The 17191-nt window shown below is 56.8% G+C and carries 17 protein-coding genes; 12 read left to right on the top strand and 5 right to left on the bottom strand.

All coding sequences use genetic code 11. The features are described from left to right. Window positions 1-39: 39 nt before the first annotated feature. The 3 genes from AC1DFB_RS06655 to AC1DFB_RS06645 all read right to left on the bottom strand — a co-directional run bounded on the left by AC1DFB_RS06655 (window position 40) and on the right by AC1DFB_RS06645 (window position 3052). Window positions 40-960 (bottom strand): ABC transporter ATP-binding protein, encoded by a 921-nt coding sequence (locus tag AC1DFB_RS06655; RefSeq protein ID WP_480922366.1) that lies wholly within the window; start codon window positions 958-960, stop codon window positions 40-42. Continuing rightward, entirely contained in the window at window positions 957-1745 is a 789-nt protein-coding gene (locus AC1DFB_RS06650; RefSeq protein ID WP_170393051.1) for an ABC transporter ATP-binding protein, read from the bottom strand. The genes AC1DFB_RS06655 and AC1DFB_RS06650 overlap by 4 nt, the downstream gene beginning before the upstream one ends. A gap of 125 nt (window positions 1746-1870) precedes the next feature. Next, window positions 1871-3052 carry an ABC transporter substrate-binding protein gene (locus AC1DFB_RS06645; RefSeq protein WP_170393052.1) on the bottom strand — a complete coding sequence of 394 codons (1182 nt, stop codon included), beginning with the start codon at window positions 3050-3052 and terminating at the stop codon, window positions 1871-1873. A 170-nt stretch (window positions 3053-3222) separates the two neighbouring features. On the opposite strand from AC1DFB_RS06645, the gene AC1DFB_RS06640 reads away from it, so the two are divergent. Together AC1DFB_RS06640 and AC1DFB_RS06635 are read left to right on the top strand one after the other, a co-directional pair. Continuing rightward, a complete protein-coding gene (locus AC1DFB_RS06640; protein WP_480922365.1) occupies window positions 3223-4317 on the top strand; it encodes a PQQ-dependent sugar dehydrogenase in 1095 nt (364 codons plus the stop codon). A gap of 88 nt (window positions 4318-4405) precedes the next feature. Then, window positions 4406-4933: a GNAT family N-acetyltransferase gene (locus tag AC1DFB_RS06635; RefSeq protein ID WP_480922364.1), complete on the top strand. Its 528-nt coding sequence runs from the start codon at window positions 4406-4408 to the stop codon at window positions 4931-4933. A 20-nt stretch (window positions 4934-4953) separates the two neighbouring features. Here the strand turns inward: AC1DFB_RS06635 and AC1DFB_RS06630 are convergent, their stop codons facing one another. Next, window positions 4954-5958, bottom strand: a complete 1005-nt coding sequence (locus AC1DFB_RS06630; protein ID WP_480922363.1) for a GlxA family transcriptional regulator — start codon at window positions 5956-5958, stop codon at window positions 4954-4956. 169 nt (window positions 5959-6127) lie between these two features. Here AC1DFB_RS06630 and AC1DFB_RS06625 point away from each other — a divergent pair, with 169 nt between their 5' ends. After that, a complete protein-coding gene (locus AC1DFB_RS06625; RefSeq protein ID WP_480922362.1) occupies window positions 6128-7498 on the top strand; it encodes a class II 3-deoxy-7-phosphoheptulonate synthase in 1371 nt (456 codons plus the stop codon). Window positions 7499-7553: 55 nt separating this feature from the next. On the opposite strand, the gene AC1DFB_RS06620 is transcribed toward AC1DFB_RS06625, so the two are convergent. Then, the gene (locus AC1DFB_RS06620) at window positions 7554-8225 is read right to left on the bottom strand and encodes a PAS domain-containing protein (RefSeq protein ID WP_480922361.1); all 672 of its coding nucleotides are present in this window, start codon (window positions 8223-8225) and stop codon (window positions 7554-7556) included. Between the two features lie 232 nt (window positions 8226-8457). Between AC1DFB_RS06620 and AC1DFB_RS06615 the strand changes: the two genes are divergently transcribed. The 9 genes from AC1DFB_RS06615 to phoU all read left to right on the top strand — a co-directional run bounded on the left by AC1DFB_RS06615 (window position 8458) and on the right by phoU (window position 17184). Further along, a complete protein-coding gene (locus AC1DFB_RS06615; RefSeq protein ID WP_170393692.1) occupies window positions 8458-9348 on the top strand; it encodes a YicC/YloC family endoribonuclease in 891 nt (296 codons plus the stop codon). Between the two features lie 15 nt (window positions 9349-9363). Beyond that, complete coding sequence (gene gmk / locus AC1DFB_RS06610; RefSeq protein WP_170393058.1) at window positions 9364-10005, top strand: guanylate kinase; 642 nt, start codon at window positions 9364-9366, stop codon at window positions 10003-10005. After that, window positions 10002-10523: a gamma carbonic anhydrase family protein gene (locus AC1DFB_RS06605; RefSeq protein WP_170646059.1), complete on the top strand. Its 522-nt coding sequence runs from the start codon at window positions 10002-10004 to the stop codon at window positions 10521-10523. Before gmk ends, AC1DFB_RS06605 begins: the two co-directional genes overlap by 4 nt. Before the next feature lie 6 nt (window positions 10524-10529). Continuing rightward, on the top strand, window positions 10530-11561 hold the full coding sequence (locus AC1DFB_RS06600; RefSeq protein WP_170393060.1) for an ATP-binding protein: 1032 nt from the start codon (window positions 10530-10532) through the stop codon (window positions 11559-11561). Window positions 11562-11741: 180 nt separating this feature from the next. Next, complete coding sequence (locus tag AC1DFB_RS06595; protein WP_170393061.1) at window positions 11742-12782, top strand: substrate-binding domain-containing protein; 1041 nt, start codon at window positions 11742-11744, stop codon at window positions 12780-12782. Between the two features lie 88 nt (window positions 12783-12870). Continuing rightward, complete coding sequence (gene pstC / locus AC1DFB_RS06590) at window positions 12871-14343, top strand: phosphate ABC transporter permease subunit PstC (RefSeq protein WP_170405796.1); 1473 nt, start codon at window positions 12871-12873, stop codon at window positions 14341-14343. After that, window positions 14340-15656 (top strand): phosphate ABC transporter permease PstA, encoded by a 1317-nt coding sequence (gene pstA / locus AC1DFB_RS06585; protein ID WP_170393063.1) that lies wholly within the window; start codon window positions 14340-14342, stop codon window positions 15654-15656. The genes pstC and pstA overlap by 4 nt, the downstream gene beginning before the upstream one ends. A gap of 12 nt (window positions 15657-15668) precedes the next feature. Then, window positions 15669-16466, top strand: a complete 798-nt coding sequence (gene pstB / locus AC1DFB_RS06580) for a phosphate ABC transporter ATP-binding protein PstB (protein WP_170393064.1) — start codon at window positions 15669-15671, stop codon at window positions 16464-16466. Between the two features lie 16 nt (window positions 16467-16482). Next, on the top strand, window positions 16483-17184 hold the full coding sequence (gene phoU, locus AC1DFB_RS06575) for a phosphate signaling complex protein PhoU (protein ID WP_170393065.1): 702 nt from the start codon (window positions 16483-16485) through the stop codon (window positions 17182-17184). The last annotated feature ends 7 nt before the right edge of the window (window positions 17185-17191 follow it).

Genomic DNA, 17191 nt, shown 5'->3' with positions numbered 1-17191 from the left:
TTCTCGCATCCATCTTCGATGGTGCATTCGACAACGAAATTACAAACGAACGAGGTCGCCTGTGCTTCTGATGCCTGGGGTAGGATCATGAGGGCGGAAGCCAGCGAGGCGCATATTAATTGCCTCATCCTCACCCCCCAAGAAACTCTTACGCACTTCGGGATCGGCAAGAAGTTCCTTGCCCGTACCGGTATAGGCATTTCGCCCCTGAACCAGCACGTACCCTTTGTCCGCAATCTCCAGCGCCTGACGGGCATTCTGTTCGACCATCAGGATCGGTAACCCGGTGCGCGAGACCTCGATGATCCGGTCGAACAGCTCATCCATCACGATTGGTGAGACACCGGCGGTGGGTTCGTCCAGCATCAACACCTTGGGCTGGGTCATCAGCGCACGGCCCACAGCGACCTGTTGGCGCTGGCCGCCCGACAGCTCTCCGGCGGCCTGGTTGCGCTTGTCGCGCAGGATGGGGAAGAGGTCATAGACCTGTTCCATCGTCTGGCTGATGTCGTCGCGCCGGATGAAAGCACCCATCTCAAGGTTCTCTTCCACTGTCATCGACGTAAAAATGTTCGAGGTCTGCGGGACAAAGCCCATGCCGCGTACCACGCGGTCTTGCGGGCTGAGATTGGTGATATCTTCGCCATCCAGCCGCACAGACCCTTGGCGTACGTCCAGCATGCCAAACACAGCCTTCATTGCGGTGGATTTGCCCGCGCCGTTGGGGCCGACGATCACCGCGATCTCGCCCTTATCAACGGCGATGGTGCAGTCATGCAGGATGTCCGGCCCTTTGCCATAGCCACCAGTCATGGTGTCGCCAATCAGGAAAGGACCGCCCTCGACCCGATGCGTTTCACCGCTTTTGCGATGCGCTGGTGTCATGGTGCCGACACCATGCGTATTGGTGATCGAGGCGTCCTTGTTGCCCTTGTCGTCCTGGTAGGGGTTGTCGCTCATGCGCCCGCCTCCAGCTTGTCTTTGTTCTTCAGGCCGGTGCCTAGGTAGGCTTCGATCACGTGTTCATTGGCCTTGATCTCGTCCAGAGTGCCTTCGGCCAGCACCTTTCCCTCGGCCATACAGATGACCGGGTCGCAAATCTTGCCGATGAAATCCATGTCGTGCTCGATAACGACGAAGGTATAGCCGCGTTCCTTGTTCAGGCGCAGGATCGTGTCGGCGATGGTCATCAGCAGGGTGCGGTTCACACCAGCGCCGACCTCGTCCAAAAACACGATCTTGGCATCGACCATCATGGTTCGGCCAAGTTCCAGCAGCTTCTTCTGACCGCCCGAGACCTGACCGGCCTTGTGATCGGCCAGATGTTCGATTGTCAGGAACTCCAGCACCTCATCGGCTTTCGCCCTAAGTGCGCGTTCCTCATCCGCGATACGCTTACGCCCGAACCATGTGTTCCACAGCGATTCCCCGGATTGTGCGCCGGGCACCATCATCAGGTTTTCACGGCAACTCATCGACGAAAACTCATGCGCGATCTGGAAGGTGCGCAGCAGGCCCTTATGAAACAGCTCGTGCGGGGGCAGGCCAGTGATATCCTCACCGTCCATGTGTACCTTACCGCTGGTCGGTGGAAGTACGCCCGCGATCACGTTGAATAGCGTGGTTTTTCCGGCCCCGTTCGGTCCGATCAGACCGGTGATCGAGCCCTTTTGGATTTCCAGCGATGCCCCGTCCACCGCATGAAACCCGCCGAAATGCTTGTGCACGTCATCGACGACGATCATCTTTTCCCCTAGCCGCCGTTTTCGGCGTTTTTACCATCCCCGTTAACCGGAGTGCGGCCTTTTTTCATTGAAACAGCCCGGACACAAGGGCCGGGCTGCTTGTTTTTATGACTTTTAACCTTGGATCAACGGAAGTTGACGGTCTTGTTTTCGCCGTCGGTCACCTCGATCTCGCGATAGGAACCTGCGCTTTCACCAGGGCCGATCAGCTCAACGCCCGATGCGCCGACATAATCGATGTCCTGACCGGCAGCCAACAGCTCCAGACCTTTAGCCAGTTCTCCGGGGAAGATTTGCTCACCCGGAGCATTGGCGACATCCATGATTTTCGCGCCGTATTCAGCGGGGTTGGTCGAACCTGCGGCCTGCATCGCCAGCATGAACAGCGCGGCGGCGTCATAGCTTTCCGGCGAGTAGGGCGACGAACCGTCAAAGCCCGCAGCTTCAGCCATGGCAAAGTACTTCTCGGCACCTTCACCGCCCGAGCCAGCGATCTGACCGAACGAGCCGTTCAGGTCGGGGCCAACGTTTGCCGGCAGCGAGTCACCGATCATGCCGCCCGGCAGACCGAACGTGTCAAACGCTCCGCTGTCCAGAGCCGACTGGATGATGCCCAAACCACCTTGGTCCAGATATCCTGCGACCACGAGAATATCGCCACCGGCCGAGGCCAGCGCGCCAACTTCGGCCGAATAGTCGGCCTTGCCGTCTTCGTGCGCGGCAACGATGGTGACTTCGCCGCCCGAAGCCTCGAACGAGGACTGGATCGCGTCCGCCAGTCCCTTGCCATAGTCGTTGTTGGTGTACGTCAGAGCAATCGAGCTGATGCCACGGTCATTCAGGATGTCTGCCATTACCTGACCTTCACGCGCATCCGACGGCGCGGTGCGGAAGAACAGGCCGTTGTCTTCCATGGTCGACAGACCCGGAGATGTGGCCGACGGCGAGATCATGACCATGCCGTTCGGGATCGCGACGTTCTGCAGGATTGCGCCAGTGACGCCCGAGCAGTCGCCGCCGATGATACCGGCAACGCCGTCGGCAATCATACGTTCGCCGTTCGAGGTGGCCAGACCATTGTCGATACAGCCGGTATCGGCGCGGGTTCCGGTCACGCTTGCGCCGTCCAGCAGTTTGCCGGATTCGGTGACCTCGGCCATCGCCATTTCTGCGCCCGAACCCATGGCCGGGGCCAGCGATTCAATCGGGCCTGTAAAGCCGAACAGCACGCCCAGCTTCACGTCCTCGGCCATAGCGGTACCCGCCAGCAGAGCGGTTGCTGCAGTAGCGGTAAGCAGCTTTTTCATTAGGTTACTCCCTATTTATCGTTTGAACGTCGTCGTTCTGGGCATGACCCTAGGCAAGCTGTCCGAAAAAGAAAAGTCCTAACAAAAAAGTGCTTTTGAAAGCAGCAATCCTATCTGTTTTGTTAGGCTAGGTCAGTTTGTTGCGGTGCACCACTAGGGATTGGGTCGATATGATCAGAACTTTTGCGATTCTCATTCTGTCGTGCTGGTCGATTGCAGGCTGGTCCGATGTCATCAACACAACCGGCGGGCCGGTTCAGGTTACTCAGGTGGTTAGAGGCCTTGATACACCTTGGGCGATTGGCATTCTTCCGGATGGCAGCTTTGTTGTCACTGAGCGAGATGGCGAGCTTTTGTACGTTGCCGGAAGTGAGGCGAAGCGCATCAAGGGTCTGCCAAAAGTGGTCGCGAACGGGCAGGGCGGTCTGCTAGATGTCACCATCGCGCGTGACTTTAATCGGACCCGCGAGCTTTTTCTGACTTTCTCCAAATCGCAACGAGGCGGTGCAGGCACCGCTGTCGCTGTCGCTCGTTTATCGGAAAACGGAGAACGTCTAACCAATCTGCGCGTGATATTCGAGGCCTCTCCCGGTGGCTCCGGCGGGCGCCACTTTGGTTCTCGCGTCGTTGAAGCGAATGATGGCACGTTGTTCGTCACTATCGGTGACCGAGGTGATCGCCCGGCTGCGCAGGATCGAACGAACCACATGGGTACGGTCATTCGGATCAACCGTGATGGTTCAGTTCCCAGTGATAACCCTTTTGTTGGCGATTCCAATGTAAGGCCCGAGATCTGGTCGTTTGGTCACAGAAACCCGCAGGGTGCCAATTTGGATCTGCAGGGCCGGCTTTGGGTTTCGGAACACGGGGCAAAAGGCGGGGATGAGGTTAATCTGATCAGACCCGGTGCCAATTATGGCTGGCCAGTGATTTCGTATGGCGTTCATTATTCGGGTCAGAAGATCGGTGAAGGCACGTCGAAGCAAGGAATGGAACAGCCCGAGCATTATTGGGATCCTTCCATCGCACCCTCTGGCTTGATGGTCTATTCCGGAAAACTTTGGCCGGAATGGAAGGGGAATCTGTTCGTTGGCTCTTTGAAATTCGACTACATTGCACGTTTGGCGGGCGATCCTCTGCGTGAGGCTGAGCAGATCGAAGGCCCCGAGACCGAACGTGTTCGCGACATCGCCGAAGCACCAGATGGGTCGATCTGGTTCATTTCCGTCGGGCAAGGCGCGGTTTACCGAATGACGCCCCTCTGACGGTATTAAACGGAGTTAGGGCGTTTGCTTCTATGCCATTCGGTCACGGTGTATCTGTTCCGGGCTTCAGGGTGATCAGGAGATTTGAATGAGTGATTTTGTAATCGAGCTTTGTGAAACAATGCCGCCAAAGCGCGAACTGAATACGATCCTGGCACAGTATTACGCGCTTATCGTGCAACGAATGCAGGATATGGGCTTTGAGATTGAACCAGCGGCCCCCGAAAGCGCATTGGCGGAGTTTTGGGCGCATACAGAGGATTACCTACCCCCGAATGGATGTCTTGTGGTGGCGCGAAACGATGCCGGAGACATCATTGGATGTGGGATGCTGAAACGATTTGATCACCAAACCGGTGAACTTAAGCGGGTTTTTGTGACCGAGGAGGCACGGGGGACCGGTGCCGGGCGTGCCTTGATCGAAGCCCGGGAACAGGCCGCGCGTGATATGGGTTTGAAACGCCTCATCGCCGATACGCTTACACCGAATGTCGAAATGCGCGACCTGTACCCCAAACTTGGTTTTGTTGAACTGGACTCACCAATCGAAACCACGACCTATCTGGATCAACCGATGTTACGGCCGCACCTGCACTACTTTGCGAAAGATTTGTAAGGTTTCCCTGCGGCTTTGGATTAAACAGACAACCGACCGCTCTGTGCACCGCGTTCGCGATAAGGCGTGGTGTTGTAATGCGCCCGGTAGCATTTGGAGAAATGCGACGGGCTGGCAAAGCCGCAAGCCAGCGCCACATTGATGACGCTCATATCGGTCTGCATCAGCAAGTTCCGCGCTTTATGCAGGCGCAGTTCCATGTAGTAGCGCTTGGGCGAGCGGCTGAGATAGCGGCGGAACAGACGTTCTAGCTGGCGCGTCGACATGCCTACGTCCTTGGCTAGAATAGAGGGCGAGATTGGCTCTTCTATGTTCTTTTCCATCATCAGGATAACCTGACTGAGCTTGGGGTGGCGTACGCCGATCCGTGTAGGTGTCGACAAACGTTGCGTGTCCTGATCCGTACGTATCGAAGAATAGATCATCTGATCAGCGACCGCGTTGGCCAGATCTTCTCCGTAATCTTCGGCAATCAGCTTGAGCATCAGGTCAATCGAGGATGTGCCGCCAGCAGTTGTCATTCGGTTGCCATCAACCAAAAACACCGACTTGGTCAGCTCTACTGTGTCGAATTCTTCGGCAAAACTGTCTGAGTTTTCCCAATGGATCGTTGCGCGCTTGCCTTCCAGCAAACCGGCTTTGGCCAGCGTATAGGCCGCGGTGCAAAGACCGCCGATTTTCAACCCTTTACGCGCTTCGCGGCGTACCCAGTTCAGGATGCGTTTGGTGGTTGCCGCTTGTACATCGACCCCCCCGCAGATCAGGACGACGTCGTCACGCTGCAATTCGGTCAGATCAGAATCAAGATTGAAAGAAGTACCGGCTGAACAAGTCACTGTTTCACCGCCTTCGCCCGTCAAGGTCCAGGTATAAAGCTGTCGGTTGGCCATTCGATTGGCGATCCGCAGACTGTCCAAAGCCGAAGCGAATGACAAAAGGGAAAACTTGTCCAAAAGCACAAATACAAAGTTATGCGGCTTGCCTGTGCTATGATCCACAGTGACAACTTGGCGTTGCTCTTGCATGGCGAACTGTCCTTGATTCGGCGCGCACCGGGATTTCCACGGTGGCGGATATGCCAGTCACCATGCTCAAAGCTTGATTATGGCGTCAAGAGGCGCAAAAGGGATATGGCCTCTCATTCATGCATTTTGTATAGAGGCCACCTGAAATACTTCAGCGGAGATAAAAGCTATGACTGAATGGCAAAAAACGAACTGGCGCAACAAGCCCCGGGTTCAGATGCCAGACTATACCGACGCGGCCGCGCTGGCCAAAGTCGAGGCGCAGCTTTCGCAGTATCCCCCGCTGGTTTTTGCGGGTGAAGCGCGACGGCTGAAGCAGCATCTGGGAGCCGCGGGTCGTGGCGAAGCGTTCCTGTTGCAAGGCGGGGATTGCGCTGAAAGCTTTGAGCAGTTCAGCGCGGATGCGATCCGTGACACGTTCAAGGTGATGCTGCAGATGGCAATGGTGCTAACCTACGGCGCCAAGGTTCCCGTGGTTAAAGTTGGCCGCATGGCGGGCCAGTTCGCAAAACCGCGCAGTGCGCCGACAGAGGTTGTGGACGGTGTGGAGCTGCCCAGCTACCGCGGTGACATCATCAATGAGCTGGCCTTTACACCCGAGGCACGTATTCCGAATCCCGACAAGATGCTTCAGGCCTATACACAGGCGGCGGCAACACTGAATCTGCTGCGGGCGTTCTCGACCGGTGGTTTTGCGGATATGAGCCACGTGCATTCGTGGACGCTGGGTTTTGCCGACGGGCAAGACGTTCAGAAATACTCTGAGATCGCCGACCGCATTCAGGATTCGATTGACTTCATGGGGGCTGCTGGCATCACCGCCGACACCACCCACGAATTCTCATCGGTGGAGTTTTATACCAGCCACGAGAGCCTGTTGCTTGAGTACGAAGAGGCGTTGACCCGTCTGGATTCGACCTCGGGCAATTGGTTGGCCGGTTCTGGGCACATGATCTGGATCGGCGATCGGACCCGTCAGCCCGGCGGCGCGCATGTCGAGTTCTGCCGGGGTGTTCTGAACCCGATTGGTCTGAAATGTGGCCCGACAACTAGTGCCGAAGACCTCAAGGTTCTGATGTCCAAGTTGAATCCCGAAAACGAAGAGGGGCGTCTGACTCTGATCGCGCGCTTTGGTGCAGGTAAAGCGGGTGAGCATCTGCCGCGTCTGGTCAAAGCGGTGAAGGAAGAGGGCGCACAGGTTACTTGGGTCTGCGATCCGATGCATGGCAACACGATCAAATCCGCGACCGGCTACAAGACCCGGCCGTTTGATTCCGTGCTGCGCGAAGTACGCGATTTCTTTGGCGTACATCAGGCTGAAGGCACGATCCCCGGTGGTGTTCATTTCGAGATGACAGGGCTGGATGTCACCGAATGCACCGGAGGTGTGCGCGCGGTGACCGAAGAGGATCTTTCGGATCGCTATCACACAGCTTGTGACCCGCGCCTGAACGCCTCGCAGTCGCTGGAACTTGCATTCCTTGTTGCGGAAGAACTGACCAACCTACGTCGTGACCGCAGCAAGCGCGCTGCAAGCTGACTTCGAATACATCCTGAATTAGTAAGACGGCGGGCCTCATGCCCGCCGTTTTCATTTAGTCGTCACGTGATGATACCAACCTTAAGTGCGGTGCCCCTTTGAACGTGGTCTGGTCTTCAGCGAACCCCTCTGCTTGCTGTTGGACAGGCCTCGGAGGCTGTTGCAAATCAGAGATCGTGTTGACGCGGCGATCCGAGACGATGAAGCGACGCGGTGTCGACCCGATGGTTCCGTCGCTGACCATGACCCCAAGAATGCGGCTGACGTCGCCCAGATCGCTTTTAAGCGGCAGCAGGATCATGCGGGCCTGAAGGCTGGTTCGTCCGAGCTTGCCTTTCGAAAGCAAGCCCAGTTCAGCAACTGCGGGGCCGGTGAGGACTTGGTCCAGAATGGATTTGACATCATCGCGGGCGCTCGGTTCGAAAAAAGCCGTTAGAGGCATACCGCGAACTTCCATGCCCGCCAGATTGTTCAGGTGACTTCCCGCCAGCCGAAACCGGGCCAAACCCGGCGCGATGCGTTCCAGTATGAATGTGTATTCGAGAATATTCTCCAGGCCGCGCGGATCGATCTGCGAGCGCATCGGAACGCCTTCACCTGTCAGCAAGGCGGTCCAATAGGCTTCGGCCTGACGGATGGGAGAAAGGCTTCGCCCGTTGTCAAATCGGTCCATTGCGATGATCTTTCCAAGTTCTGAGCCGGAACCAGTCCCGAAAAAGGTTTTCATTTCATCACCCTACCGTCAATCACTCGCGATTTTCCTAAAATGCCATCTAATGGGCAAAGCTGCGATCCGCCAGCTTTTCTGACTGTCAGATTGACACGGGTTAATACAATTTTGGAGCAATTCTTTAACGAATGGTTAACCTCTTGGCATTGATTGGGGAATGAGCAAGGTCTTGCCCCTTGCTGGTCAATGGCATTAGGTGCGACCAGTGAATTTGACGGAAAGGGCAGGCATGATCAAATCCATGACCGGTTTCGCCTCGGGCAAGGGGGCGTTTGGTCCCCATAGCTGGACTTGGGAATTGCGCAGCGTCAATGGCAAGGGGCTGGATTTGCGACTGCGGCTCCCCGATTGGTTGACAGGGCTAGAGGCCGCGCTGAGAGGCGATCTGTCGAAGCAGGTCAACCGAGGGAACATCACGCTGTCCCTTCGGATGGGACGGGAAGAATCCGCCGCGGATGTCCGGTTGAATACCCCAGCGATGGAAGCTGCGCTGGATGCACTGGCCCAGACCGAAGCGCTTGCAGGCGCGCGGGGCGTATTGTTGGCTCCCTCCAAAGCCAGTGATCTTCTTGCGTTGAAAGGGATGTTGGAAGCCGGAGCTGACGCGGATGATCCAGCCCAACTTGTCGAGCACCTGAAATCTGAGTTCGGTGGCTTGCTTGCTTCATTTATTGAGATGCGCGGTTCCGAAGGTGAAGCTCTGTCAGGCATTCTTGCGGGACAACTCGACCAAGTCGCAAAGTTGACGGATCAGGCCGCTGATCTGGCCGAGCGTCGCCGCGAGGAAATGGCGCAAAACATGCGCGAAAATCTGACACGCGTTCTCGACAATACGCAAGGTGCGGACCCTGATCGCGTTGCACAAGAACTGGCCCTGATCGCGGTCAAGGCCGATATTACCGAAGAAATTGACCGGTTGAAGGCCCATGTCACTGCGGCGCGTTCCCTTTTAACGCAAGACGGCCCGGTTGGGCGAAAGCTGGATTTCCTGATGCAGGAGTTCAATCGTGAGGCCAATACGCTTTGCTCGAAATCGCAGAATGCCGAACTGACGGCGGTTGGGTTGGAGCTGAAAGCGGTCATCGATCAGATGCGCGAGCAAGTGCAGAACGTGGAATAAGGACGGGAACATCACATGGCGGATCGCCGCGGTCTATTAATCATACTGTCCTCGCCTTCGGGCGCAGGTAAATCCACTCTGGCCCGCCGTTTGATGCAATGGGATGTCGGTTTGGAATTCTCGATCTCGGCCACCACCCGTGCTCCGCGCCCGGGTGAGGAGCACGGCCGGGAGTATTACTTCCTATCCGAGGACGAGTTCAAACAGCAGGTGGCGGATGGGCAGATGCTGGAACACGCGCATGTGTTCGGCAACTTCTACGGCTCTCCTGCTGGACCGGTCCGCGAGTCTATTACGCAAGGGCGTGATGTGTTGTTCGATGTGGACTGGCAGGGTGAAGTGCAGATCCGAAATTCGGATCTGGGCAAGCATGCGTTGTCGATTTTCATCCTCCCGCCCTCGATCCGTGAACTACGCCGCAGGCTGGAAGGGCGTGGGCAGGACAGCGAAGACGTGATCGCCAAGCGCATGTTGAAAAGCTGGGATGAGATCAGCCATTGGGGCTACTACGACTATGTTCTGATCAACGATGATTTGGATACCACCGAGGAAAAGCTGAAAACCATCGTCAGCGCAGAACGCATGCGTCGCATCCAACAGCCCAGCCTGCAGAACCACATTCGCTCGTTGCAGACCGAGTTCGAGGGCTTGTCATGACCATCTATGCCTTGGGCGATCACTCGCCGCAAATTCACGAAGACACCTGGGTAGCCCCCGACGCCAACTTGATCGGCAAAGTAGTCCTGGAACAAGGCGCTTCGGTCTGGTTCGGGTGCACCATCCGGGCCGATCACGAAGAAATCCGTGTGGGCGCAGGCAGCAATGTGCAGGAAAACTGCGTGATGCACATCGATGCGGGTTATCCGCTGACCATTGGGAAGAACTGCACAATTGGTCACAAGGTCATGCTGCATGGTTGCACGATCGGAGACAATACGCTGATCGGTATGGGGGCTATCGTTCTAAACGGAGCGAAGATCGGAAAGAACTGTCTGATCGGGGCGGGGGCGCTGATCACCGAAGGCAAAGAGGTTCCCGATAATTCGTTGGTCATGGGCTCGCCGGGCAAAGTTGTGCGGCAGCTTGATGAGGCGGCGGCCCAGAAACTAACGCTGAGTGCGCTGCACTATCAGGACAACATGCGCAAGTTTCGCCAAACATTGCGTCCGGTCTAAACGCGCATGACGGATACCCTGCTTGCCGAATTGGTTTCTGCCATTCCTATGCCCGCCGTGCTGGTCGGTCAGACCGAGCGTATTGTCGCCGCAAATAGCGAGGCACGGACGCTTTTGGGGCACGCAATCGAAGGCAGGCATTTTGCCACGATCCTGCGCCAACCTCAGGTCATCGATGCCGTCGAACAATGCCTGCGCTCGAAGCAACCCGGCAAAGCGCGGCATCTTTCCAATGATGGTGCTCAGGATACGACGTTTGAGGTGCAGTGCAGATTCGTCGGTGGGACCGAGGCGGTATTGGCGGTATTTCAAGATATCACGCATCTGGAACAGGCAGGTCAGATGCGGCGCGATTTTGTGGCCAATGTCAGCCATGAATTGCGCACGCCGCTAACGGCCTTGATGGGGTTTATCGAAACATTGCGAGGCCCCGCCCGCGATGACACCGCCGCCCGCGACCGTTTTCTTCAGATCATGGCGGATGAGGCCAATCGGATGAACCGGCTTGTGGGGGATTTGCTGTCGCTGAATCGAGTGGAAAGTGAAGAACGGGTCAGACCCAAAGAGCCATTGGAACTGACAGGTCTGATTCAATCGACCTTAAACACTCTGCGACCGCTGGCGGATGATGCCAGTGTTGTTGTTTCGTTGGATGCCCCAAACGAGTCGATCGAGATGGTCGGAGACAGCGATCAGCTTCGTCAGGTGATAACCAATCTCGTTGAAAACGCGATCAAATACGGGGGCAGCGGTGGCAAGGTCGGTGTGGTCGTAACCCTGTCTGAGCGGGATACGGCGATGCGCGGTCCTGCGGTACGGATCAAGATCATTGATCAAGGGCCCGGTATTGATGCCAAACACCTGCCCAGGTTGACCGAACGGTTCTATCGCGCAGACAGTCACCGCTCGCGCGAGTTGGGCGGAACCGGTCTGGGGCTTGCGATCGTGAAGCATATCGTCAATCGCCATCGGGGCAGGTTGCGTGTGGAAAGTGAACCGGGGCAGGGAGCGACGTTTACGGTCATTCTACCACGCTGAGGGCGTGCCAAACGCAGGCTTTACGGGGTGACGCTTCGTCAAGTTAAGAATTTCTGAGAAATTCATGAGTTGTCATGAAACCGTTACATACCTGTCACAAAAGGCTTACGCAGGCGTCATAGTGCTGCGCTCAGATCATCATGGGGATGATCAGTACCCATCCTTTTCAAGGAGACTGAAATGTCCTTTGTAAAACTGTCGGCTTCTGCGCTGGCTATCGCTGCCGTCTCGGCAACCACTGCTGCTGCGCGTGACAACGTTCAAGTTGCTGGCTCTTCCACCGTTCTGCCTTATGCGTCAATCGTTGCAGAACTGTTCGGTGAAAATACCGACTTCCCCACACCGGTTGTTGAATCAGGCGGCTCGTCCGCCGGTCTGAAACGCTTCTGCGAAGGCGTCGGTGAAAACACGATCGACGTTGCAAACGCATCGCGTGCCATCCGTGAAAAAGAGATTAAAGCATGCGCCGAAAACGGTGTGACCGACATCATGGAAGTCCGCATCGGTTATGACGGCATCGTATTTGCAAGCCAGCAGTCGGGTCCTGCCTTCACGGCGTTTGAGCCTGCGGATATTTACAATGCCATCGGATCGAAAGTGATGAAAGATGGCGCGCTGGTCGACAACAGCTTCAACAGCTGGGCCGAGTTCAACGCTGACCTGCCGGATGTGGAAATCGCAATGTTCATCCCGGGCACCAAGCACGGCACCCGCGAAGTGTTCGAAGACAAAGTTCTGCTGGCAGGTTGTGAAGCGACGGGCGCGATGGAAGCCATGGTCGCGGGCGGCCTAAGCGAAGATGACGCCGAAGATGCATGCCTGGACGTGCGCACCGACGGCAAATCGGTCGATATCGACGGTGACTACACCGAAACTCTGGCCCGCATCGACACCAACACCAATGGTATCGGCGTGTTTGGTCTGGCGTTCTACGAGAACAACACCGACAAGCTGAAAGTGGCTACGATGGGTGGTATCGCACCGTCGACCGAGAGCATCGCGTCGGGTGAATACCCCGTCTCGCGCCCGCTGTTTTTCTACGTCAAGAAAGCGCATATCGGCGTGATCCCCGGTCTGAAAGAATACGCCCAGTTCTTCACTCATGAAGAAATTGCTGGTCCCTCGGGCCCGCTGGCCAACTACGGTCTGGTTGCCGATCCTGAACTGGCAAAAACGCAGGACGCGATTGCCAACGAAGTAACCTTGGGTTCGGGCAGCTAATCCCTCACCCCGATTGAATTGACTGGGGGCGGCGTTTTCTGTCGCCCCCAATTTTTCCCTAATCCCGATCAAGACCTATGGGGGCGTCATGCCAATTCTTTGGCTCATTCTGATCGTGCTTGCGATCGCGGCAGTCGGATATGTTTTGGGGCGAATGCGCGCCTTGCAAAGTGCCGGAGGGGACAGCCGCAATCTGCATTCTCTTCCCTCGTTTTATGGCGCTAACGTCGCACTGAAAGTCATAGTTCCCGCCTTAGGTTTGCTGATCGTCTGGCTGCTGGTTCAGCCGCTCTACGTTAACTCTCAGGTCTCGGAGATGGTTCCCGAAACGGCGATCAAGGAAGGATCGTCGCGCAGTCTTGTTATGGCCGAGGTGCGTCGGACCGCAAATGGTCTGGACAGTGCCGTTGCGCAGGGACATCTCACCGAAACGCTCGCACAGGATGCGCGGGCGGATATTTCCGAGATGACCCAAAAGTTGAAGGACGCGGGTCAAGTCGTAACCTCGGACATCACGCAGACGGTTTTGCATGCAGCTCAAGCCTATCGGGCGATAAATTCAACCGGTTACGCGATAATGTCCGCCGCTGTGATACTGGTCGCCTTGGCCGGGGCTGTGTTCAGTTGGTTACAGACGCATTCTGAATATCGTGCCCGCAATGTGGTTGAGCAGGGAATTCGTGTGATGCTGCTGGCGGCTGCGTCGATTGCGATCCTGACAACGGTCGGCATCGTCCTTTCGCTGGTTTTCAATACGTGGGAGTTCTTCAAGCTTTACCCGGCATCAGAATTCTTTTTCGGTACCACCTGGGCGCCCAGTTTCTCGGGCCGTGGTGGGGCATCAGATCTGGGTATCATCCCTTTGCTGTGGGGCACGTTCTATATCTCGTTGGTGGCGTTGTTGGTGGCCGTGCCAATCGGTCTTTTCGCTGCGATTTATCTCAGTGAGTACGCTTCTTCACGCGTGCGCTCGATCGCCAAACCGATGCTTGAGGTGCTGGCCGGTATCCCGACCATCGTTTACGGCCTTTTCGCTCTGCTGACCGTTGGCCCGCTGTTGCTGAGCGTGTTCGGGGATGACGGATTGGGCTGGATGAAAGCCGGTACGGCAGTGATGACCGCCGGTCTTGTCATGGGCATCATGCTAATCCCGTTCGTTTCGTCGCTTTCCGACGACATCATCAACGCGGTGCCTCAGGCCATGCGTGATGGCTCTTACGGGCTGGGGGCCACACAATCCGAGACCATCCGGCAGGTCGTTTTGCCCGCAGCCTTGCCCGGGATCGTGGGAGCGATCCTGCTGGCAGCATCGCGCGCCATCGGTGAGACCATGATCGTGGTTCTGGGGGCAGGGGCCGCCGCGCGTCTGGACCTGAACCCGTTCGAGGCCATGACCACCGTCACCGCCAAGATCGTCAGCCAGCTGACGGGCGACGCCGATTTCGCCTCGCCCGAGGCCCTCGTCGCCTTCGCGCTTGGCATGACGCTGTTCATCCTCACTCTGGGGCTGAACGTTTTCGCCCTTTATATCGTGCGCAAGTATCGGGAGCAGTACGAATGACCGACGCCAGCATGCAAAATACCTCGACCTCGCTGACTGCATCCGATGCCCGGACCAAAAAACGCGCGGCTGCCGAAAAGCGTTTTCGCGCCTACGGGATCGTCGCTATCGCGACCGGACTGTTCTTTCTGATTGTGCTGTTTGCCTCAATCCTGTCGCAGGGCATCCCGGCCTTCCAGCGCACAGTGATCAGTTTAGAATTCACGCTGAGCGAAGCGCAGCGCGATGAAGCCGAAGGCACGATGTTCAAGACAAAGGCCTACTCCAATCTGTTCATTGCGGAACTGAATGAACAACTAGCCGAAAGTGGCATCACCGTGGATTTCGATCAGGATGCCATCGAGCGTCTGTTGGGCAAAATCGGCGGTACGATCCGAACCTTCTATGCCGATAATCCTAGCAAGCTGGGTGAGCCGATCATGTTCGATCTGGCGGCTTCAAGCCGTGTGGATGGCTACTTCAAGGGTCGGGTGTCTCGTGACACCCTGCAGGACAGCCGCTTCCTGCAACTCAGCGATCTGGATCTGGTGGACGCGTTGAAAGAGGCAGGGATCATCAAGCAGGCATTCAACTGGCCGTTCATCACTGGTGCGGACTCGGGCGTGGATAACCCCGGTGGCGCGGGTATTGGTGCCTCAGTTGTTGGCTCGTTCTTCATGATGCTGGTGGTGCTGTGCCTATCGCTGCCCATTGGGGTCGCCGCCTCGATCTATCTGGAAGAATTCGCGCCGCAGAACAAATTTACCGACCTGATTGAGGTGAATATTTCGAACCTGGCCGCCGTTCCGTCTATCGTGTTCGGTATCCTGGGTCTGGCCGTGTTCATCCAATTTATGCACCTGCCGCAATCGGCGCCGCTGGTGGGTGGTCTGGTCCTGACCCTGATGACGTTGCCAACGATCATCATCTCGACCCGAGCCTCGCTAAAGGCGGTTCCCCCGTCTATCCGCGACGCGGCGTTGGGGGTAGGGGCCTCGAAGATGCAGGCCGTCTTCCACCACGTGCTGCCGTTGGCCGCGCCCGGTATCCTGACTGGTACCATCATTGGTCTGGCGCAGGCGCTGGGTGAAACTGCTCCGTTGCTGTTGATCGGCATGGTGGGCTTTGTCGCCCGAGGCTATCCCGATGGCTTTTTAGCGGGCTTCACCGAGCCGAACTCGGCCATGCCGGCACAGATCTACACATGGGCCGCGCGTGCCGATGTGGGTTTCTACGAGAAAGCCTGGGGCGGCATCATCATCCTTTTGATGTTCCTGCTGACCATGAATATCATCGCTATCATCCTGCGCCGCCGCTTTGAACGCCGCTGGTAGGAGGGGTTTAAAATGAACGATATGACACGAGTGGAGAGAACCGTGGACTCCAAAGACATCAAGATCAACGCCAAGCAGGTTCAGGTCTACTACGGTGAGACCCACGCCATTAAGGACGTGAGCGTCGATATCGAAGACAAGACTGTGACGGCTTTCATCGGTCCCTCTGGCTGCGGTAAATCCACCTTCTTACGCTGTCTGAACCGGATGAACGACACAATCGACATTTGCCGGGTGCAGGGTGATATCCTGCTGGACGGTGAAGACATTTACGACAAGCGCGTCGATCCGGTACAGTTGCGTGCCAAGGTCGGCATGGTTTTTCAAAAACCGAACCCGTTCCCCAAATCGATCTATGACAACGTGGCTTACGGTCCGCGTATCCACGGCCTTGCCAAGAATAAGGCAGAACTGGATGAAATCGTAGAGAAATCTCTGCGTCGTGGTGCGATCTGGGATGAGGTCAAAGACCGTCTGGATGCCCCCGGTACCGGCCTTTCTGGTGGTCAGCAACAGCGTCTTTGCATCGCGCGCGCCGTAGCCACCGAGCCTGAGGTGCTATTGATGGACGAACCCTGTTCGGCGCTCGACCCAATCGCAACCGCGCAGGTCGAGGAACTGATTGACGAACTGCGTTCACGCTATTCAGTGGTGATCGTAACCCATTCGATGCAACAGGCCGCGCGGGTCAGTCAGAAGACAGCGTTTTTCCATCTGGGGAACTTGGTTGAGTTCGGCGAAACCGGGCAGATCTTCACCAACCCCGAAGATCCCCGAACCGAAAGTTACATCACCGGCCGGATTGGCTGAGCACAGGATAACTGCAATGAGCGAACAACATATTGCATCCGCGTTCGACCGCGACCTTGAGGCCATCCAAGCACACATCATGAAGATGGGTGGACTGGTCGAAGCCGCCATTATGGGCGCAGCCCGGTCGCTGGAGACCCGCGACGAAGAACTGGCAAATGAAGTGCGTCAAGGCGACAAGGCTATCGACGCACTGGAAGAACTGATTGATGAAGAGACCGCGCGCCTGATTGCCTTGCGTGCACCGACGGCCAGCGATTTGCGGCTGGTGCTGTCCGTGCTGAAGGTTGCGACCAACCTTGAACGGATTGGAGATTACTCCAAGAACATCGCCAAGCGAACGACCGTTCTGGTGAATGCCGGCGAAATCAACGGCAGTGCCGCCGCTCTGCGCCGAATGGCGCGCGAGGTCGAGCGGATGCTGCGCGACGCGCTGGATGCCTATATCCAGCGTGATGCTGAGCTGGCGCAGGACGTGATCGAACGGGATCTGGAAGTGGACCAGATGTATAACGGCCTGTTTCGCGAGTTCCTGACCTTCATGGCGGAGGATCCGCGCAACATCTCATCGTGTATGCACCTGCATTTCATCGCAAAAAATATCGAACGCATGGGCGATCACGTCACCGCCATTGCCGAGCAGGTCGTCTATCTCGTCACCGGCGAGAGACCCAGCGAAGCGCGCCCCAAAGCCGACAACACGTCGCAAACGATCTAGGAGATCT

The sequence above is a fragment of the Ruegeria sp. S84 genome, from assembly GCF_056583445.1.
The sequence above is the reverse complement of the archived record's forward strand: the minus strand, read 5'-3'. Positions and strand labels throughout refer to the sequence as shown.